The organism is Pseudomonas sp. LAIL14HWK12:I10 (assembly GCF_900184205.1).
In the GTDB taxonomy this organism is placed as follows: Bacteria; Pseudomonadota; Gammaproteobacteria; order Pseudomonadales; family Pseudomonadaceae; genus Aquipseudomonas; species Aquipseudomonas kermanshahensis.
The window spans coordinates 1-18667 of the sequence record NZ_FXWU01000012.1 but is presented as its reverse complement, the minus strand read 5'-3'; the positions used below and the strand labels follow the sequence as shown (position 1 = coordinate 18667).

At 64.2% G+C, this 18667-nt stretch carries 16 protein-coding genes, 1 tRNA gene and 1 pseudogene; 8 read left to right on the top strand and 10 right to left on the bottom strand.

Translation table 11 applies throughout. The features are described 5' to 3' along the window. Window positions 1-53: 53 nt before the first annotated feature. The 3 genes from QOS90_RS22945 (at window position 54) to QOS90_RS22935 (ending at window position 4382) form a co-directional block, all read left to right on the top strand. Window positions 54-1553 carry a purine-cytosine permease family protein gene (locus tag QOS90_RS22945; RefSeq protein ID WP_085274116.1) on the top strand — a complete coding sequence of 500 codons (1500 nt, stop codon included), beginning with the start codon at window positions 54-56 and terminating at the stop codon, window positions 1551-1553. Window positions 1554-1566: 13 nt separating this feature from the next. After that, complete coding sequence (locus tag QOS90_RS22940; protein ID WP_085274117.1) at window positions 1567-2997, top strand: aldehyde dehydrogenase family protein; 1431 nt, start codon at window positions 1567-1569, stop codon at window positions 2995-2997. Window positions 2998-3164: 167 nt separating this feature from the next. Next, complete coding sequence (locus QOS90_RS22935; protein WP_085274118.1) at window positions 3165-4382, top strand: DUF3422 domain-containing protein; 1218 nt, start codon at window positions 3165-3167, stop codon at window positions 4380-4382. A 27-nt stretch (window positions 4383-4409) separates the two neighbouring features. On the opposite strand, the gene QOS90_RS22930 is transcribed toward QOS90_RS22935, so the two are convergent. The 3 genes from QOS90_RS22930 to QOS90_RS22920 all read right to left on the bottom strand — a co-directional run bounded on the left by QOS90_RS22930 (window position 4410) and on the right by QOS90_RS22920 (window position 8702). Beyond that, a complete protein-coding gene (locus tag QOS90_RS22930) occupies window positions 4410-6812 on the bottom strand; it encodes a DUF3772 domain-containing protein (RefSeq protein WP_085274119.1) in 2403 nt (800 codons plus the stop codon). Window positions 6813-6868: 56 nt separating this feature from the next. Continuing rightward, window positions 6869-7927 carry a bifunctional DNA-binding transcriptional regulator/O6-methylguanine-DNA methyltransferase Ada gene (ada, locus tag QOS90_RS22925; RefSeq protein WP_085274120.1) on the bottom strand — a complete coding sequence of 353 codons (1059 nt, stop codon included), beginning with the start codon at window positions 7925-7927 and terminating at the stop codon, window positions 6869-6871. 148 nt (window positions 7928-8075) lie between these two features. Further along, entirely contained in the window at window positions 8076-8702 is a 627-nt protein-coding gene (locus tag QOS90_RS22920) for a DNA-3-methyladenine glycosylase family protein (protein WP_085274121.1), read from the bottom strand. A gap of 172 nt (window positions 8703-8874) precedes the next feature. On the opposite strand from QOS90_RS22920, the gene QOS90_RS22915 reads away from it, so the two are divergent. Both QOS90_RS22915 and QOS90_RS22910 read left to right on the top strand, forming a co-directional pair. Beyond that, window positions 8875-9390: a sigma-70 family RNA polymerase sigma factor gene (locus QOS90_RS22915; RefSeq protein WP_027594502.1), complete on the top strand. Its 516-nt coding sequence runs from the start codon at window positions 8875-8877 to the stop codon at window positions 9388-9390. Further along, window positions 9377-10333: a FecR domain-containing protein gene (locus QOS90_RS22910; protein WP_027594503.1), complete on the top strand. Its 957-nt coding sequence runs from the start codon at window positions 9377-9379 to the stop codon at window positions 10331-10333. Before QOS90_RS22915 ends, QOS90_RS22910 begins: the two co-directional genes overlap by 14 nt. 11 nt (window positions 10334-10344) lie before the next feature. Here QOS90_RS22910 and QOS90_RS22905 read toward each other — a convergent pair whose 3' ends face one another. Continuing rightward, window positions 10345-11502 (bottom strand): MFS transporter, encoded by a 1158-nt coding sequence (locus tag QOS90_RS22905; protein ID WP_027594504.1) that lies wholly within the window; start codon window positions 11500-11502, stop codon window positions 10345-10347. Between the two features lie 400 nt (window positions 11503-11902). Next, window positions 11903-13117, bottom strand: a complete 1215-nt coding sequence (locus QOS90_RS22900) for an MFS transporter (RefSeq protein WP_085274122.1) — start codon at window positions 13115-13117, stop codon at window positions 11903-11905. A 192-nt stretch (window positions 13118-13309) separates the two neighbouring features. Here QOS90_RS22900 and QOS90_RS22895 point away from each other — a divergent pair, with 192 nt between their 5' ends. Next, complete coding sequence (locus QOS90_RS22895; protein ID WP_085274123.1) at window positions 13310-14233, top strand: FecR family protein; 924 nt, start codon at window positions 13310-13312, stop codon at window positions 14231-14233. A 95-nt stretch (window positions 14234-14328) separates the two neighbouring features. Further along, a tRNA-Met gene (locus QOS90_RS22890) sits at window positions 14329-14405 on the top strand. Window positions 14406-14496: 91 nt separating this feature from the next. Here QOS90_RS22890 and QOS90_RS22885 read toward each other — a convergent pair. Together QOS90_RS22885 and QOS90_RS22880 are read right to left on the bottom strand one after the other, a co-directional pair. Continuing rightward, on the bottom strand, window positions 14497-14745 hold the full coding sequence (locus tag QOS90_RS22885; protein ID WP_085274124.1) for a DUF4880 domain-containing protein: 249 nt from the start codon (window positions 14743-14745) through the stop codon (window positions 14497-14499). 268 nt (window positions 14746-15013) lie between these two features. Continuing rightward, window positions 15014-15631: a LysE family translocator gene (locus QOS90_RS22880; protein WP_027594508.1), complete on the bottom strand. Its 618-nt coding sequence runs from the start codon at window positions 15629-15631 to the stop codon at window positions 15014-15016. 241 nt (window positions 15632-15872) lie between these two features. Between QOS90_RS22880 and QOS90_RS22875 the strand changes: the two genes are divergently transcribed. Beyond that, entirely contained in the window at window positions 15873-16790 is a 918-nt protein-coding gene (locus QOS90_RS22875) for a LysR substrate-binding domain-containing protein (protein ID WP_085274125.1), read from the top strand. Here QOS90_RS22875 and QOS90_RS22870 read toward each other — a convergent pair. From QOS90_RS22870 to QOS90_RS22860, 3 genes and pseudogenes are all read right to left on the bottom strand, one after another. Beyond that, window positions 16730-17314 (bottom strand): D-Ala-D-Ala carboxypeptidase family metallohydrolase, encoded by a 585-nt coding sequence (locus QOS90_RS22870; RefSeq protein ID WP_256577523.1) that lies wholly within the window; start codon window positions 17312-17314, stop codon window positions 16730-16732. The two genes, QOS90_RS22875 and QOS90_RS22870, sit on opposite strands and share 61 nt — an antisense overlap. Window positions 17315-17720: 406 nt before the next feature. After that, window positions 17721-18359 (bottom strand): carbonate dehydratase, encoded by a 639-nt coding sequence (gene can / locus QOS90_RS22865; RefSeq protein WP_085274126.1) that lies wholly within the window; start codon window positions 18357-18359, stop codon window positions 17721-17723. A gap of 51 nt (window positions 18360-18410) precedes the next feature. After that, window positions 18411-18569: pseudogene (locus tag QOS90_RS22860) on the bottom strand (ribosomal protein S18-alanine N-acetyltransferase); the annotation flags it as partial. Window positions 18570-18667: the final 98 nt, after the last annotated feature.

Here is an 18667-nt window from a genome sequence, read left to right as displayed (position 1 = left end):
CAATAAGGCCGGCACACTGCGCCGGGCGACAACAACCGCGCTGGAGTATCACCATGAGCCACTCGACCGGTATCGAGACCAACGGCGTCGAACAGATTCCCGACGACCAACGCCACGCCTCCCCGCTTGACCTGTTCCGCCTGATTTTCGGCGGTGCCAACACCTTTGCCACGGCCGTGCTGGGCAGCTTCCCAGTGCTGTTCGGGTTGTCGTTCCAGGCCGGGGTCTGGGCGATTGTGCTCGGGGTCGGCATCGGTGCCATCATCCTCGCCCCCATGGGCCTGTTCGGTGCGCTCAACGGCACCAACAACGCGGTGTCGTCGGGCGCGCACTTCGGCGTGCACGGGCGCATCGTCGGCTCGTTCCTGTCGCTGCTCACCGCCGTGGCGTTCTTCTCGCTGTCGGTGTGGAGCTCGGGCGATGCCTTGGTGGGTGGCGCCAAACGCCTGGCCGGCCTACCAGAAACCGACCTCACCCTGGGCCTGGCCTATGGCCTGTTCGCGGTGTTGGTCCTGGTGGTGTGCATCTTCGGCTTCCGCTTCATGCTGTGGGTCAACAAGATTGCCGTGTGGGCGTCGAGCTTGCTGTTCTTGCTGGGCATCGCGGCCTTCGCCGGGCCGTTCGATGCGGGCTATGCCGGCAGCGTCAACCTTGGCCAAGCGGGTTTCTGGGCAGCCTTCGTCGGTGCGGCGATCCTGGCCATGAGCAACCCGGTGTCGTTCGGTGCGTTCCTGGGCGACTGGTCGCGCTACATTCCGCGGACCACGCCCAAGTCGCGCATCATGCTGGCGGTGATCGGCGCCCAGGCCGCGACCTTGATCCCGTTCCTGTTCGGCCTGTGCACCGCCACCTTGGTCGCCAGCCAGGCGCCTGACTACATCGCGGCCAACAACTATGTCGGCGGCCTGCTGGCGATCTCGCCGAGCTGGTTCTTCCTGCCGGTGTGCCTGATTGCGGTGATCGGCGGCATGTCCACCGGTACCACCGCGCTGTACGGTACGGGCCTGGACATGTCCAGCGTGTTCCCGCGCTTGCTCAGCCGCGCCGCCGCCACCTTGCTGATCGGCGTGCTGGCGATCGGCTTCATCTTCATCGGCCGCTTCACCTTCAACCTGGTGCAGAGCGTGTCGACCTTCGCCGTGCTGATCATCACCTGCACCAGCCCATGGATGGTGATCATGATCCTCGGCCTGATCACCCGTCGCGGCTTCTACCATGCCGATGACCTGCAGGTGTTCACCCGTGGCCAGCGCGGCGGCCACTACTGGTTCACGCACGGCTGGAACTGGCGCGGCATGGGGGCGTGGATCCCCAGCGCGGCAGTCGGCCTGTGCTTCGTCAACCTGCCGGGTCAGTTCGTTGGCCCGCTGGGCGACCTGGCCGGCGGCATCGACCTGAGCCTGCCAGTAACCTTAGGGCTGGCGGGAGTACTGTACCTCGCCCTGCTCAACCTGTTCCCTGAACCTGCTGGCGTGTATGGGCCCAATGGCCCGCGCTGGGTGCGCTGCAAAAGCACCTCGCATGCGCCGGTAATCACTGCCGAAATGGCCTGACTGGAATTTGCCCATGACCACTTCTCACTACATCGCCGGCCGCTGGGTCGAAGGCCAAGGCAGCGACTGCATCAGCGTCAATGACCCTGCACTGGGCCAGCCCTTCGCCGAATTGATGGCCGCCAGCGTTGCCCAGGTCGACCAAGCCGTGGCCGCCGCGCGCGAAGCCCTGCCGACCTGGAAGCAGACCAGCGCCAGCGAACGTGCAGCGTACCTGCGCGGTTTCGCCGAGCAACTCGGGCAGCGCCGTGAAGCGTTGATCACCCTGCAGATGCGCAACAACGGCAAGCCGCGCCACGAGGCCGAAATCGACCTGGACGACGCAATTGCCACCTTCAGCTACTACGCCGACCTGGCGGAGCAGTTGCCGCAAAAGAACCGCGACGTGCCCCTGGCCGCGCCCGGCTTCACCGCCCGCACCCGCCTGGAACCGGTCGGCGTGGTCGGCCTGATCGTGCCGTGGAACTTCCCGCTGGTGACCAGCGCTTGGAAGCTCGCCCCCGCCTTGGCCGCAGGCTGCACCGTGGTGCTCAAGCCTTCGGAAGTCACCCCGCTGATCGAGCAGGCGTACGGCCAGATCGCCGAGGCCCTCGGCCTGCCCGCCGGCGTGCTGAACATCGTCAACGGCAAGGCCGAAACCGGCGCGGCGCTGAGCAACCACGCAGGCCTGGACAAGCTGTCGTTCACCGGCAGCAACAGTGTTGGCAGCCAGGTGATGCGCAGCGCTTCTGCCCAATGCCGGCCCGTGACGCTGGAGCTGGGCGGCAAGTCGGCGATCGTGGTGTTCGATGATTGCGACGTCGACCAGGCCGTGGAATGGATTGTCGCTGGCATCAGCTGGAACGCCGGGCAGATGTGCTCGGCCACCTCACGCCTGCTGGTGCAGGACGGCATCGCCGATGCGCTGCTGCCGCGCTTGCAGGCGGCACTGGAGAACCTGCGGGTGGGCAACCCGTTGAGCGAAGAAGTGGACATGGGCCCGCTGACCAGCCAGGCGCAATGGCTGAAGGTTGCCAGCTACTTTGCCACCGCACGCGAAGAGGGCCTGCAATGCCTGGCCGGCGGCAAAGCGCTGGACCGTGACGGCTGGTTCGTCAGCCCCACGCTGTATGTGGACGTCCCTGCCCACAGCCGCCTGTGGACCGAAGAGATCTTCGGCCCGGTGCTGTGTGCACGGCGCTTCACCACTGAAGCGCAGGCGATCGCCGAAGCCAACGACAGCCGCTTCGGCCTGGTGGCCACGGTCTGCTCTGCCGACCTGGAACGCGCCGAACGCGTTGCCGATGCGCTGGAGGTTGGCCACGTGTGGATCAACTCGGTGCAGGCAGTATTCGTCGAGACCTCGTGGGGCGGAACCAAAGGCAGCGGCATCGGGCGCGAGCTCGGGCCCTGGGGGTTGTCGGGGTACCTCTCGGTGAAGCATGTGACGCGCTGCCTGGGTTAACCCCAGCGGCTGGTCAAAAAGCCCCTTGCTGACAGATGTCACAAGGGGCTTTTGCTTTGCGCTTGATTCCGTTTCACAAAGGCCCTCATGTCCACGTGACTTTTCAGTCATCGCGCAAAGTCCCACTTCTTGGTACCCCCACAATCACAACACCAGGCCGGACCACCATGCACCCTCAACGCACCGCCTTGCACAACGAACTGCACGCTCGCCCGTCGCTGTATTTCGACGGCCCGGCCCACGTCTTCCACCTCGCCTTGCTCGGCGGCGATGCAGCGTGTGCGGCGCTGCTGCAACGCTGCTGCCCAGAGGCGCAGTACATCAACGCAGCGCAGGGCATTACCCGGCTGGACGGGCACCCGTTCAAATGGGAACGGCACACCGAGTTCTTCACCCTGACCCTGGTGGTGCCCTGCTCCACCGCCAACACCGAGTGGCAAGCCCTGCCACAGGTGCTGGCCGAAGCCATCGCCCCGCAAACGGCGCAGGTGATCAATGCGGTGCAGGTGCTGGTCCGCGACGAACAGGACCTCGACCTGACCCACTATGGTTTCAAAGACCCCTGCGGCTCCTGTGTGGGCGGTGGCGATGCGTCGGTGTGGAGCGATTTTCGCCTGACCGAGGACGGTACCAACCGCTTCCTGTTCATCAATCGCCGCCTCAATGCCTACCGCCAGGGCCGCATGATCCGGCGCCTGCTGGAGATCGAAACCTACCGCATGATGGCCTCGCTGACCCTGACCACGGCCAAGGCCCTGAGCCAGGAGCTGGACGCCTTCGACAAGACCCTGGTGAGCCTGTCCGAACGCAGCGCCGGGGGCGATGGCCACGACTCCAAGGGGCTGCTCGACGCCATCGCCCTGCTCTCGCGCCAGGTGGTCAGCCATACGGTGAAGACCCGCCACCGCTTCGGCGCCACCCAGGCGTATGCGCAACTGGTGTTTGAGCGGTTGGCTGAACTGCGCGAGAGCCACGTGGGCGATTGCCAGCGGTTGGGCGTGTTCATCGAGCGCCGCTTCAAGCCCACGGTGCGTTACTGCGCAGCCACCGAGCAACGGCTGGAGCAGTTGGCGAAGAATGTCGCCAACCTGGGGGACCTGCTGCAGGCCCGGGTGCAGGTGGAGATGGAAGAGCAGAACGCAGAGATCCTGCGCAGCCTCAATGCCCGGGCCGACGCCCAGGTGAAGATTCAGCGGGCGGTGGAGGGGCTGTCGATCATCGCCATCACCTATTACCTGTTGAACCTGTTCAAGCTGCTGTATGGCGGGCTGAACGTGCTGGGGGTGGGGCTGACGGCGCGGGATGGGTTGTTGGCGATGGCGCCGCCAGTGCTGTTAGTGCTGCTGGTGATACTGGTCAGGATCAGGCAGGCCAAGCAGCATTGAAACCGGGGCCGCACAGCGGCCCCGGCTTCACGCCGGCTCGTCAGCCGGGCGCGCGCCCTCTTGCACCAACACCATGCTTTGCGGCGACGACAGCGGGATGCCCTCATCGCGTAACCGGCCAAGAATGGTAAACAGCAGGTCACTGCGCGTGCCCGACACCTGCCGCGGCCCCGCCACGTAACCACTGACGCCAATGACCATGCCACTGCTGGTCAGGTCCTTGAACGACACCGAACACGCGGGTGCATCCAGAATCGCTTCGTGCTCCTGGTACGCCGCCAGCAGCAACTCCCGCACACGGTTGGCATCGGTTTCCAGCGGCAAGGTCAGGGTAATGCTGACCACCCCAAGGGCATTGCCCATGGTCACGTTGCGCACGTTTTGCGAGATGAACTGCGAGTTGGGCACGATCACCGTCGAGCGGTCGGACATCTGAATCTCGGTGGCGCGCACGTTGATGCGGCGGATATCACCCTCGACACCGGCCAGGCTGACCCAGTCACCCACCTTTACCGGGCGCTCGGTGAGCAGGATCAGGCCGGAGATGAAGTTCTGCACGATCTGCTGCAGACCAAAACCGATACCGACCGACAGCGCACTCACCACCCAAGTCAGGCTGGTCAGGTTGATGCGCAGGGTCGACATCACCAGCATGGCCAGGAACAGGAAGCCCAGGTAACCCACCAGCGTCACCAGCGAGGCGCGCATGCCGGCGTCCATGTCGGTTTCCGGCAACAGGCGCTCGCTCAACCAGCGCTTGAGCACACGAATACCGAACATGCCGCCGAAGAACATCACCACCGCCAGCAGGATGTCCTGCGGCACGATGTTCATGTTGCCGAGCATCTTGCCGCCGGTGTCGTCCCAATCCCCCAGGCTGAGCAGCAATTCGCCGGGGCTGGTGCCCGACGGCGTCAAGGCCAGCAGTACCGCCAGGAACAGCAACACAGTGCGACCAATGCCGGCGAGAATCGTGCTGGCCTGGGCCTGATGACGCGGCGCCAGGCCCAGTGTCGACGCCAAGGCCAGGCCACCGGGCTGACGAGGCGACAGCAGGGTCTCGCACAGGTCACCGAGGAAGGTGGTCAACAGGTAGGCACAGGTGGCCACCACGCTGATCCACAGCAACTTGGCGGTCAGGAAGTAGGCCAGGGTCAGGAAACCGGCCAGCAGTGCCAGCACGATCAGCCCTACCCACACCACGATGACGAAGGGGATCAGCCCCGCCAGGCCGGTCGGGCGCTCCAGGTCATGCTTGCGCAAGGTGCGGCGGTAGCGCAGCAAGGCCACCGAGAAAATCACCGCCACCACCAGCGCGGTCAGGCCGTTGGTGGCCACGGTCAGCGCCAGGCTGGTGCCGATCACGCTGTTGATGCGCTCCTGGGTCAGCAGCACCATCAATGCCAGGGCCAGCAGTTTGGGGAACCAGCCCAGGGCGCTGGCCACTTCATCGTGGATCGGCGGCAGGCGCCAGGACGGGCGCTGCAGCATCAACATGGCGCGGCCCAGGCCCGAAATGAAGGCGCTGAACACCACCAGGGTAAGGATATGGTTGGTCAGGCTGGCGATGTCCGAACCCAGCTCGGCGCTGCTTTCCAGGCCCCAGCGCAGCAGCGACACGGAGCCAGCGATGGTACCCAGCGTCGCCAGGCTGACGCTCAGGGCCAAGGCGCTGCGGCGCAGGCGGCCTTCCGGCAGCCAGCGGATCATGGCGTCTGCCAGCAGGCGTTCGAGCAGGCGACGGACCAAGGTCCAGACCAGGATTGCCGCCACCAGGCTGGTCAGGAACAACCAGCGATGCTCGGCACTGAACGCGCTAGCCACGGCATCGGCCGCCTCGCCGCGCAGGTCTCGCAGGCGACTCAGGTCTTCAGCGGTAGGGCGGATCAGCGATTGCCAGAACGCCGGGGTCAGCGGGCTGGTCGCGCGGCTGGTGACCTGCGAGTTGAACTGGCTGCGGCGCAGGTTGACGATCTGCGTGGACAGGTCGCGGGCCGACTGGGTCAGCTTGGTCGCCTGTTCCTGCTCGGCCAATACAGACTTTTTCTGCGCCTCGAGGTCCTTGCGCTGAAGCGTGATGGTCGCGGTCTCGTCCGGCTGGGGCGGGCCAAGCACCTTGAGTTTGTCGTCCAGGCCCTCAACGTCGGTGGTCCGTAGCGCACTAAGTGCATCGGCCTGACGCTGAACCTGCATGGCGGCCTGGCGCAACTGCGAGAGCACGTCGTCATTGGCGTTGCTGGTGACGCCCTGGCGGATCTCGTCGAGTCGGTCATTCAGTTGCTCAAGGCTCGCGTTTTCTTCGAGCACCGGCAGTTCGGCAGCGGCCAGGCTGGACACTGGCGTGGCCGGTGCGGACCAGGCCGGGGTGGCCAATGCCACCATCAGGGCCAATACGCCTAGGCAATAACGGGCAAGGCTGACACGCCTCATCGAACATTCCTCTATACATTTCGATTTGGCGGGGGATTCTACGCGGCTTGAGGCGATCAGGAGAGTGCCGTTTCTCGCGTGAGCAGTTGCTGCTTGCGCTCGACGCCCCAGCGGTAGCCACTGATATCGCCATCGCGGCGAACCACCCGGTGGCACGGGATGGCCACGGCAATGCGGTTGGCGGCGCAGGCCATGGCCACCGCGCGCACCGCCTTGGGTGCGCCGATACGCTCGGCGATGTCGGTGTAACTGACCCGACAGCCGGCCGGCACCTCGCGCAGGGCCTGCCAGACCCGCTCCTGAAAAGCCGTGCCTTGTACATCCAAAGGCAGCGCCAGGCCCAGTGCCGGCGCTTCGACAAAGCCCACCACCTCGGCGACCACGCGTTCATATTCGTTGTCGCCGCCTATCAGCCGGGCGTTGGGGAACTGGTCCTGCAACGCGTGCAGCAGTGGCTCGGGGTCATCACCCAGCAGGATCGCGCAAATGCCCTTCTCGCTCTGCGCCACCAATATCGCCCCCAGCGAACACTGGCCCAGCGCAAAGCGAATGGTCGCCCCCTGCCCGCCGGCACGGTAGGCCTTGGGGCGCATGCCCAGGCGTTGCTCGGCACTTTCGTAGAAGCGGCTGTTGGAGTTGTAGCCGGCGTCATAGATGGCATCGGTGACTGAGCGCTGATCATTGTCCAGGTGCTCGCGCAGGCGCCTGGCACGAAATGCCGAAGCGTAAGCCTTGGGGGTCAAGCCCGTTTCGGCCTTGAACAGGCGGTGCAGGTGAAAGGGGCTGACGGCCAGTTGTGCACTGAGTTGGTCGAGATTCGGCGAAATCTCGTCGCCCTCGAGCAGGCGGCAGGCGCGGGTGACCAGTTCGCTACGCCGGGTTGCAGTGGCACGGCTCGCGCTCGTGCAACGCTTGCAGGCCCGGTAACCCGCAGATTCGGCAGCGGCGGCATCGCTGTAGAACGCGACGTTTTCGCGCTTGGCCATGCGCGCTTTGCAACCAGGGCGGCAGTAGATACCGGTGGTGCGCACGGCGTAGACGAAGTGACCGGCGGCGTTGCCGTCGCGAGCCTGCACGGCCTGCCAACGTTGTTCGGAGGTTGTGTAGGGTTTCATCGCGGGTTACCTCTTATCTTTATCGCCTGTACCGGCCTCTTCGCGGGCAAGCCCGCTCCCACAGGTACACCACGGGTCCCGACGACAGTGGAGACCTTGTGGGAGCTGGCTTGCCAGCGAAGAGGCCGGTGCAGGCACAGCAAATACCTCAGGCCCGCCACAGGTACCAGGCCGCCACGGTCCGGAACGGGCGCCAGCCACCGCCCAGCGAGCGCATCTGCGCCGGCGTCGGTGCTTTCTCCAGCCCCTTGAGCCGACGATACCCCTCACGCACCGCGAAGTCGTCGACCGGCAGAATGTCCGAACGCTCAAGGCAGTAAATCAGCAACATCTCCACCGTCCAGCGCCCGACCCCGCGCAAGGCCACCAGGCGCTCGATCAATGCGTCATCGGGCATGGCCAGCGCCTCCTCGCGGCTGGGCACCACCCCCGCTAGCCGGGCCTGGGCAATGCCCTGAACCGTGGCTGCCTTGCTCGCCGAAAAACCACACGCACGCATCGCCTCTGGCGTTACGGCCAGCAATTGCTGCGGTGCGGGAAAGCCGCCTTCAGGGAACAGCGCCAACAGCCGGCCCAAAATCGACTCGGCAGCGCGTGCATGCAACTGCTGGTAGGCAATCGCCCGTACCAGCGCCTCATAAGGCTCGCGTCCCGGCGTCGCCTGGTGCAGGCACGGCCCGATCGCTGCGATATGCCGCGCCCAGTCCGGGTCCGACTCGGCCAGGTAGCGGGCAGCTTCCCGGTAGGCTTCGGGCGAAAGGTCAGCCAGGATCATAGCGGCTCCAACACGTCGACTAGAGGCCTAGCTTAGCCCAACCGTTCATCGGCGAAACGCCGGATCTTGCGCGGCTAATTCCTGGCATACCATTGCTCTGCGGCGCGTTACCCGCATAGAATTGAGAACTATTCACAATCGCGCACGCTCACGGGATCAGGCCTTCGATACGATGCAGATCAACGACACGCTCAAGCCCACCGAGGTCGCTCTGCTCTATCAGTCCCACCACGCCTGGCTAAGCAGCTGGCTGCGCAGCCGGGTCGGGTGCCATGAGCATGCCGCCGACCTGGCCCAGGATACCTTCGTCCGGGTGTTGCGTGCCCGTCAGGCATCACCGCTCAAGGAGCCCCGCGCCTACCTCAGCGCCATCGCCCGTGGGCTGATGATCGACCAGTTCCGCCGCCGCGCCCTGGAGCGGGCCTATCAGGAAAGCCTGGCCCACCTGCCGGAAGCCGAAGTGCCCAGCGAGGAACACCGGCTGGTCATCCTCGATACGCTGGAACGCCTCGACCGCGCCCTGCAGGCGCTGAAGCCGCGGGTGCGGCAGGCCTTTCTGCTGGCCCAGATCGACGGGCTGAGCATCGCGCAGATCGCCCTGCAGCTGGATGTGTCCCGCGCGACCATCGAGCGCGACTTGGCCAAGGCCCTGGGTGTCTGCTACCGGTTGCGTTATGCCGAACGCTGAGAACGCCCCCGCGCAAACCCAGGTCGACCAGGCCATCGACTGGCTGGTGAAACTGCGCTTCGACACCCCCAGCCCGCGTACCGAGCGGCAATTCCAGCAATGGCTGGCCAGCCACCCACAAAACCCTCAGGCCTGGCAGCGTGTCAGCAGCCTCAGCGACGAGCTGGCCGGGTTGCCCAAGGCACTGAGCCGACGCACCCTCGACGCCAGCCAGCGCCAGCACAGCAGCCGCCGGGACCACCTCAAGCTGCTGGCGCTGTTGGCCGTTGGCGGCAGCCTGGGCTGGGCCGCGCGCGCGCCCTTGGGCCTGCCGCAGCTACTGGCCGACAGCAGCACCGCGGCAGGTGAGCGCCGGCAATTGCAAGGCAGTGATGGCAGCCGTATCCAGCTCAACACCGCCAGTGCCATCGACCTGCACTACAGCAGCCAACAACGACTGCTAGAACTGATACGGGGCGAGGTTAGCCTGGACGCCAACGCCAACGACAGCCGCCCCTTCCGCATCGATACCCGTGTCGGCACCTTGGGCACACTCGACGGCCAACTGCTGCTGCGCGAAAACGACAATGGCTTGTTGTTGGCCGTACGCCGTGGCGAGGTCACACTGTTCCCCGCGTCGCCTTCAGCGCGGTTGGTACAGGCTGGCGAAACCTTGCAGGTGCAGGCCAACGGCAGCTCGCAGGCCGTGAGCCTGCGCAGCGACCCGTGGGGCTGGACCGACGGCGTGCTCAGCGTGCAGCAGATGCCGCTGGGCGAATTCGCGGCGGAGCTGGCCCGCTACCGCCCGGGCCTGCTGCGCTGCGCCGACGAAGTGGCAAACCTCAAGGTCTCCGGCACCTACCAGCTGGCCGATACCGGGCAGATTCTGCAATTGCTCACGCGCAGCCTGCCGGTGCGGGTCGAGTACCGCACACGCTATTGGGTGAGCATCGACGCCGCCTGAACCCCGCGTGGTCAGTCCGCCACCGCGCGCAGGCGCCCTGCCCGCCGGTACGACTGCCGGGCAAAACAGACGAACAACCCTGCCATGATCGCCAGCGCCATCGGCAACCCGTGCGGTGCCACATCCATCGCCGCGCCACTGACCAGCGGCCCGATCAGGCTGCCCACACCCCACAGCAAGCCGACGCTGGCATTGGCCGTGACCAAGTCCTGCCCTTTGAAGCGCTGCCCGATCAGCACCAGCGCCAAGGTGTAGATGCCCCCCGCCACTGCGCCCAGCACCACCAACAGCGGCCACAGCAACCAGGTCATCTGCAGCAGCCACGGCAGGCCGATGCCGATCAGCATCGCCACCAGGCCGCACACCAGGTGCAGCCCGGTGCGCTCGACCCGGTCGGCCAACCAGCCCAAAGGCAGCTGGAACAGCATGTCGCCAGCAAACACCACCGTCACCATCAGCGCCGCCACACCCACGGCAAAGCCGTGGCTGGTGGCGTACACCGGCAGCAGCGACAGCACCACGGCGTCGAAGAAGGAGAAGAACAGCACCGCCACGCACAAGGCCGGCGCCACGCGGAAGAACCCGGCCAGGCCGAAGCTTTTTTCGCCTTCTTCATGCTCGACGTAGTCGTTGGGCACGGTCAGCACGATGCACAGCAGCGCCAGGCCATAGCAGGCGGTGACTACGCCAGTGATCCATGGGCTGTCGGCGCCCAGCACGGCCAGCATTGCCGGGCCGAGTACCTGGAAGCCGGTAAAGCTGGTGGCATACAGGGCCATGATTTTGCCGCGGTTGTGCTCTGGGCACAGCTCGTTGACCCAGGACTCGCCCAGAATGATGGCGATACCCATGCCGATGCCCAGGCCCAAGCGCAGCAACGCCAGCAACCAGATCGAGTCGAAAGCCGACTCCAGCAAGGCGATGCTGACGGTGCACAGGCTGAAGCACAGCAGGTAGATGGTGCGCCGGGTCAGGCGCCGGCAGCAGGCGTCGACCATGAACGCCGAAAGCATCATCCCGGCTGCCGGGATGGCCGAAATAATGCCGATTTCCAGCGTGCCTGCGCCGGCCTCATGCAGTCGCAACGACACCAACGGCAGGCTGGCCCCCAGGCTGAAGCCCACCACCGACACGGCGAACAACAGGCCCGCCAGCAAACGCATGTTCATTTACCACTCCTTGCAAACCGAAAAGACGAGCAAACACGAGCGCGCACGCCGGGACGGCGGACGACGCAAAGGCGCGGATCAGTTCAGGGCAAGGTGAGGCGAGAAGGTGAAGGCAAACAGCACGCTGCGCCGACGCTTGAGCACCGTGTCGCTCGGCCACGCACGACGCAGGGCCTGGAGTGCAGGCTGGCGAGCAGGTGGGAGGGACGGGTTACGGCGCATTGCTTTGACTACGCAGGTTGGAGAAAAGAGGCGGCACTCTAGGCTAACGGTGGTCGGGCCGTCAATCGTCAGGGGACCGCCGCACGACCTATTCTGGCCGGTCCTGTGCTCGGCAAGGCGGCTCCTTGTAGGAGCGGCCTTGCGTCGCGATTGGGCTGCGCAGCAGCCCCTTACAGGCTCAACGCTTGCCGGTAGACGGCAGGAATACCGCCAACAACCCGAACAACGGCAGGAACGAGCACACGCCATACACGTATTCGATACCGCGCAAGTCCGCGACATACCCCAGCAACGCCGCGCCAATACCGCCGAAGCCGAACATCAGCCCGAAGAAGATCCCGGCAATCATGCCCACGCTGCCCGGCACCAGCTCCTGCGCATACACCACGATGGCCGAAAACGCCGAGGCCAGGATGAAGCCGATCACCACGCTCAGCACGGTGGTCCAGAACAGGTCGGCATACGGCAGCGCCAGGGTGAACGGTGTCACGCCCAGAATGGAGAACCAGATCACCGCCTTGCGCCCGATACGGTCACCGATCGGCCCGCCGAAGAAGGTACCGGCCGCCACCGCGCCCAGGAACAGGAACAGGTGCAGCTGCGAGCTGGCCACCGAGACGTCAAACTTTTCGATCAGGTAGAAGGTGAAGTAGCTGGTGAAGCTGGCCATGTAGAAGTACTTCGAGAACACCAACAGGCCCAGCACGATCAGCGCCGCGATCACCCGCTTGCGCGAGATGCCATGGGTGGCCTGCACCACCTTGCGGGCCTTGGCCTGGTTGAGGTGCTCCTTGTACCAGCTACGCAGCATCAGGGTCACGGCGAAGAAGAACAGCCCCGCCAGGCCAAACCAGGCCACGTGCGTTTGCCCGAACGGGATGACGATCGCCGCCGCCAGCAGTGGCCCCAGCGCCGAGCCGGTGTTGCCGCCTACCTGGAAGGTCGATTGGGCCAGACCAAAACGCCCGCCCGAGGCCAACCGCGCGATGCGCGAGGTTTCTGGGTGGAAGGTGGATGAACCAATGCCCACCAGCGCCGAGGCCAGCAGGATCATCGGGAAGCTGCCGACAAAGGCCAGCATGACGATCCCCACCAGCGTGCACAGGGTGCCCATCGGCAGCAGGTTGGGTGCGGGCCGGCGGTCGGTAAAGAAGCCGACCCAAGGCTGCAGCAGCGAGGCGGTTATCTGGAATGTCAGGGTGATCATGCCGATCTGGGCGAAGCTCAGGTCGTAGTTGGCCTTGAGCATCGGGTAGATCGCCGGCAGCACCGACTGGATCAGGTCATTGATCAAGTGCGCCAGGGCGCAGAAGCCGATGATGCGCATCACCAACGGGTTGGCAGGGTTCGCCGCTGCGCTGGTGGACGCCGTGGAGGTGCTACTGATGGCCATGTGCCTGAATCTCCGTCCGCAGGTTTGGGATCCGATTATCGGGAAACAAATAGATACATAGCTACCTTTTTTATCCCTCCGTCGAAACGTACTTGTAAATGGTTCTCAATATAATTAGCATCCTCGACTCATTCCCCTGTCATCGTTGGGCGAAACGGCCCCTATCGTGAGCAGACCGATCCCATGAGCCCGATGCCCGCCAAGCAACTCCAGCCCGACCCTCAGCAGGAAGCCCTGGAGTGGTTTTCCCGTTTGCGTCAGCCCGGCTGTGACGAAGGCGAACGCCAGGTGTTTGCCGCCTGGTGCCAGGCGCCGCAGAACGCCCAAGCCTACGCTGAACTGGAAACCTTCTGGCAACAGCTGCAACCGCCACCGGCACGGCCCCGACCGCGGCAGATAAATACGCGCCGCAGCCACCTGGGCAAATGGCTGGCGCTGCTGTTTTTGCTGGTGCTAGGCGCTGTGGCCTACCTGTACTGGCCACTGATGCAACGCCTGGGCAGCGAACTGCACACCGACGTGGGCGAACGCCGCAGCTTGCGCCTGCCCGACGGCTCGACCCTGCACCTGGACAGCGCCAGTGCGATGAACGTCGACCTGCGTGGCCGTACCCGCCAGCTGCACCTGGTACAAGGCCAGGTGTACCTGGAGGTCCTGCTTGACGGCCGGGCTATGGAGGTAGAAGTGGGCGATGCGCGCATCCAGGTATTTGGTACCCGCCTGCAAATCGCGCGCTATGCGCACCACGACGAGCTGGTGGTGCTCAGTGGCAAGGCCATGGTTGTGCAGGCCGGCGAGCAGCGCCTGGTCTCGGCGGGTGAACGGGTGAGCTTCGACGGCACACGGATCGATACTGTGCAAAAGGCCGACCCGAAGACCGCCGACAGCTGGCGCAGCGGCCGCCTGCGCGCCACCGATATGCCGCTTGGGCAGGTGCTGGAACGCCTGGCCGGCTACCAGGGCGAACGCCTGTGGATACTCGACGCACACACCGCCCATCGGCGCGTGAGCGGCGATTTCAACCTCGACCGCCCTGCCGAAAGCCTCGCCGCACTGGCCAGCGCCCAGCAATTGCAGCTGCACAGCATGCTCGGGCACTGGCTGATCGTTCGCTGAAGGCGGGCCTGGCGGCTAAGTTTTTGAAAGCGTGCAAATTTTTTTTGAAATGTGTGTTGACAGAGGGGCATCACAAGGGAATAATGCGCGCCATTGGCTACATAGCTCAGTTGGTTAGAGCATAGCATTCATAATGCTGGGGTCCGGGGTTCAAGTCCCTGTGTAGCCACCAATCATGATAAAGGGCTTACCGAAAGGTAGGCCCTTTTTCTTTGCCTGTGAAAAAGTTACGGCGTCTCCGACAACTGACCCAGTGCGATGTGCTAAATCCACACTGCTGTAAGCAATGCCAGCACTGCCATCAGGGCCAGCACTTTCATTGTCGGAGCCGTACGCGCGGCAGGCGCATGCTCGTGCAAATAGGTCTCGATTTCCTGCATGCGCTTAAAGGCTTCGATGTGCTCTTCGTCTTGGGCCAACCAGACACGAAAAGCCTTGCGCTCGCGGCCACTCGGCTGGCCGTTAAGGCGCCCCAGCCATTCGACGGCTTCGTATAGGATTTCGGGGCTCATAACGGCGACCCATTGAGGCATTGGCGCAACCACACCAGCAGCCACGGGTGACAGCCCCTGCACCAGTCATCCAGGCATTTTGCGGCGGGAAATAGAGGTATTTTCATCGCGAGGCTTCGCAAATGGGAATGATTCTATTCTAAATTGCCACTACCCGACATGCAATCACCGGCTTGACGCAGGTTTTCACTTGCCTGTCCGAAGGATCCTGCCTGATGCGATCACATCGCTACAACTGATAGAAATACCAGGTGCCCACCCTGCCCTGTCAGCGCACATTCGCCATTACAACTGCCAGACCAAGGCCGATCAGCGCCAAGCCAATCACTCGGTCCATCATGACTTGCCGCTCGATCATCGCCTTGCGCAATGCCGTGCTGGAGAAGAACACCGCCACCAGGCTGAACCACACCCAATGGGCAAACGACATGAACGCGCCGTAAGCGAAGTCCAGCGCCAGCGGGCTACCCGGCTGCACCACCTGGGTGTAGGCGCTGATGACGAAGAGCATGGTCTTGGGGTTCAGGGCGTTGGTCAGAAACCCGGTGCGCAGTGCCGCCCTCAGGCTGGCACCGGTGTCTTGGCCAACGCCGTCGAGGTGGATGCGCGTGGTGTTGGTCAGCGATTTATAGCCTAGGTAGATCAGGTACCCAGCACCGACGACCTTTATGAACAGGAACAGGGGTGGGCTCTGGCTGATGATCACGGCGATACCCAGCACCGTATACAGCACATGCACCTGCACGCCCAAGGCGATCCCCACCGCAGCCGCCAGTCCGGCTTTACGGCCCTGTGCATAACTGCTGCGGGTGACCATGGCGAAGTCGGCCCCCGGGCTGATGACGGCAAGGATGGTAAACAGGGCTACGGCGATGAGTTCGGTCATTGGCGGGTCTCGATTGGCGATGAAAATGCACAGACGCGCCGATTATCTTGGGCTTATGGGCCGCTAAAAATCGATTTATAGTGGCGGATATTCGATAGTTTTTCTCACAGAGGTGCAGTGCTTGTACTGGCCTCTTCGCGGGCAAGCCCGCTCCTACAGGTGCTGTGCACACTTCATGAATGCGCGATCCTTGTGGGAGCGGGCTTGCCCGCGAAGAGGCCGGAACAGGCACCACAAAACCATGAAACTGCCCCCTCTCAACGCCTTCCGCTACTTCGACATTGCCGCCGAAACCGAAAGCTTCGTGCGCGCCGCCGAGCGCCTGCATGTCACCCACGGCGCGGTCAGCCGGCAGGTACGGCTGCTTGAGGAAAGCCTCGGCATCGAACTGTTCGAGCGCCGCAACCGGGCCATCTTCCTCACCGCCGCCGGCCGTGCGTTGCATGGCACCACCCAGGCCATGTTCGAACAGCTCGAAGGCGCCGTGCAGCGCCTGCAACAGCAGGAGCGCGACAACGTGCTGGTGCTCTCCTGCGAGCCCACCATCGCCATGCGCTGGCTGATCCCGCGCCTGCCGCGCTTCCACAGCGCCAACCCCGACCTGCAACTGCATCTGGTAGCCGCCGGTGGGCCGCTGGACTTCGCGCGCAGCGGCGTCGACCTGGCGCTGCGCCGCGATGACTTCCACTGGGACCGCCAACTGCATCACCGCAAAATCTGCGACGAATGGATCGGCCCAGTCTGCCGCCCCGGCGCCGCCACCGGCCTGGAAGGCCAGCGCTTGCTGCACAGCCGCACCCGGCCCAGCGCCTGGCCTACCTGGCTGCGCCTGAGCCAACAACGGGCCAGGCACACCGAGCGCAGCGACTATGAGCATTTCTACTTGTCGATCCAGGCCGCCAGCGCGGGCCTGGGCCTGGCCATGGGGTCAGCCTTGATGGTGCGCGACGAGCTCGACAGCGGCCAATTGCAGGCCCCTTTCGGCTTCTTGCGCGACGGCTCTGCCTACCACCTGCTCAGCCCGCAGCCGCTGGACGAGGGTGGCAAGCGCCAGCGCTTCGCCGAATGGGTGATCGACGAATGCCAGGCCTGCCTGGCTCACTTGGGTTTGATACAGAACGACGACCCGGCGCTGCCATCGCCACCCCAGGTGCGGTAGCCGGCCGTGTCGACATGGATACGACCTGACGGGTAGCGGCCCAGGCCCATGTTCCAGGCTTGGCCATGCTGTTGCCAGAAACGGCACAACGGGTTGGGGTCGGCCCAGGCCGGCAACAGCATATCGACGGCGAAGGCGCGGGTGTGGGCGCTGTTGGCGGCGCCACCAGCGCAGACGTTAAGGCGCGGGTCACGGTAGGCAGAAACCACCTCGAACTGGCGCAGGATGCCTTGATCGCCGAGGGTTTTGAGCAGCGACAGTGTCGAGCGCACCGCAGGCCATTGGCTGGCCGGCGGCACCGCAAACGGCGACGCCCGGCACAGCTTCCAGTCCGAGGCCGAGCGAAGCAGTTGGTGAATAGGCACCACCCCGTACAAGCGGGCTTCTACCAGCATCTCGCGGAACGGGCGAGTCTGATGATCGCCAGCCCATTGGGCGAACATCCACACGTCGCGGTCATCGGCCTGCGCCGCATTGACCGCCCACATCCCCGCCACCAGCAGTAGCCACTTCGTCCCTGTCATCCCTGTTCCCCTGCTGTGCGATATCACGCACTCTGTTTCAATTCATGTAAGCAGAAACGCAGGGCAACACACTTTCTTGGCATTTACGCCACGCGGTTTTTGCATTCTCGGCCATCATGAGCCCACTACTCAGCCCCGTACGCGATTATTCAGTTCGTCGGCTGTTGGGGTGAAAAAACCGGCCTAGCGCCTAATGCTGTTCACTTAAGTTATCCATCGCCTGTATTGGGGCCGCTTTGCGGCCCCGGCATTCTTAAGTGAACAGCATTAGGCCTAGCGCCGGTTTTTTCGTTTTCAGGGTAATGAAAACCTTGCGTACTGCCTGCTTTCCATCAATTTCCAGATCCGTCCCAACAAAGAAGAAACCGGCAATCAAGCCTGATTACGGGTAGCTACGTGCGGCCTTCTACTCCAACGCCCGCAACCGATACTGCGGCGGCAGTTGGGCGAACCCGCTGATGGTGGTGTCCAGGCTCTTCCAACGCCCGTCCTTGATGCCGTAGATGCAGCCATGCACCGACAGCTCCTGCCCACGGTGCCAGGCGTTCTGCACGATGCTGGTGTGGGCCACGTTGGCGACCTGCTGGATCACGTTCAGCTCGCACAGGCGATCGACCTGCGCCTCTTCGCTTTCAAGCTTGGCCAGCTCACCGCGCTTTTCGTAGTACAAGTCGCGAATCGAACGCAGCCAGCCGTCGATCAAGCCTAACTGGCGGTCCTGCATGGCGGCGCGCACGCCGCCGCAACCGTAGTGGCCGGTGACCAGGATGTGTTTGACCTTGAGCACTTCGACGGCGTACTGGATCACCGACAGGCAGTTAAGGTCGGTGTGCAGCACGACGTTGGCGACATTGCGGTGGACGAACAGGTCGCCGGGCAGCATGCCGACGATCTCGTTGGCCGGCACCCTCGCATCGGAGCAGCCGATCCAGAGGAATTCCGGGGTTTGCTGACGGGCCAGTTTGGCGAAGAAATCGGGGTCACGCTGGGTGATGGCATCGGCCCAGCGCGCATTGTTGTCGATCAGTTCCTGCAGGTCGTGCATGGTCTTGCCTCATCAGGTTGTACCTGTGTGACTGGACCTGCGCCTGAGGGGTCACTCCTCGAACATGGTGCAGGCCATCACCAGGGCGTCTTCACGGCCACCCGCGACCGGGTAGTAGTCGCGGCGGCGGCCGATTTCGTTGAACCCGTAGCGCTCGTACAACCGATAGGCCGACTGGTTGCTGGCGCGCACCTCCAGGAAGCACTCACGCTTCTTCCAGGCGTGCCTGAATGAACCCCTGGACAAAATCGCGTGCAGCGTCCTGGCCTTGGTCCATAAACGATAGATCGACAGATCTCAATCGACGC

Coding starts and splice junctions, on each gene's coding strand:
- QOS90_RS22945 (WP_085274116.1), top strand. CDS start 54: ATGAGCCACTCGACCGGTATCGAGACCAACGGCGTCGAACAGATTCCC.
- QOS90_RS22940 (WP_085274117.1), top strand. CDS start 1,567: ATGACCACTTCTCACTACATCGCCGGCCGCTGGGTCGAAGGCCAAGGC.
- QOS90_RS22935 (WP_085274118.1), top strand. CDS start 3,165: ATGCACCCTCAACGCACCGCCTTGCACAACGAACTGCACGCTCGCCCG.
- QOS90_RS22930 (WP_085274119.1), bottom strand. CDS start 6,812: ATGAGGCGTGTCAGCCTTGCCCGTTATTGCCTAGGCGTATTGGCCCTG.
- ada (WP_085274120.1), bottom strand. CDS start 7,927: ATGAAACCCTACACAACCTCCGAACAACGTTGGCAGGCCGTGCAGGCT.
- QOS90_RS22920 (WP_085274121.1), bottom strand. CDS start 8,702: ATGATCCTGGCTGACCTTTCGCCCGAAGCCTACCGGGAAGCTGCCCGC.
- QOS90_RS22915 (WP_027594502.1), top strand. CDS start 8,875: ATGCAGATCAACGACACGCTCAAGCCCACCGAGGTCGCTCTGCTCTAT.
- QOS90_RS22910 (WP_027594503.1), top strand. CDS start 9,377: ATGCCGAACGCTGAGAACGCCCCCGCGCAAACCCAGGTCGACCAGGCC.
- QOS90_RS22905 (WP_027594504.1), bottom strand. CDS start 11,502: ATGAACATGCGTTTGCTGGCGGGCCTGTTGTTCGCCGTGTCGGTGGTG.
- QOS90_RS22900 (WP_085274122.1), bottom strand. CDS start 13,117: ATGGCCATCAGTAGCACCTCCACGGCGTCCACCAGCGCAGCGGCGAAC.
- QOS90_RS22895 (WP_085274123.1), top strand. CDS start 13,310: ATGCCCGCCAAGCAACTCCAGCCCGACCCTCAGCAGGAAGCCCTGGAG.
- QOS90_RS22885 (WP_085274124.1), bottom strand. CDS start 14,745: ATGAGCCCCGAAATCCTATACGAAGCCGTCGAATGGCTGGGGCGCCTT.
- QOS90_RS22880 (WP_027594508.1), bottom strand. CDS start 15,631: ATGACCGAACTCATCGCCGTAGCCCTGTTTACCATCCTTGCCGTCATC.
- QOS90_RS22875 (WP_085274125.1), top strand. CDS start 15,873: ATGAAACTGCCCCCTCTCAACGCCTTCCGCTACTTCGACATTGCCGCC.
- QOS90_RS22870 (WP_256577523.1), bottom strand. CDS start 17,314: ATGACAGGGACGAAGTGGCTACTGCTGGTGGCGGGGATGTGGGCGGTC.
- can (WP_085274126.1), bottom strand. CDS start 18,359: ATGCACGACCTGCAGGAACTGATCGACAACAATGCGCGCTGGGCCGAT.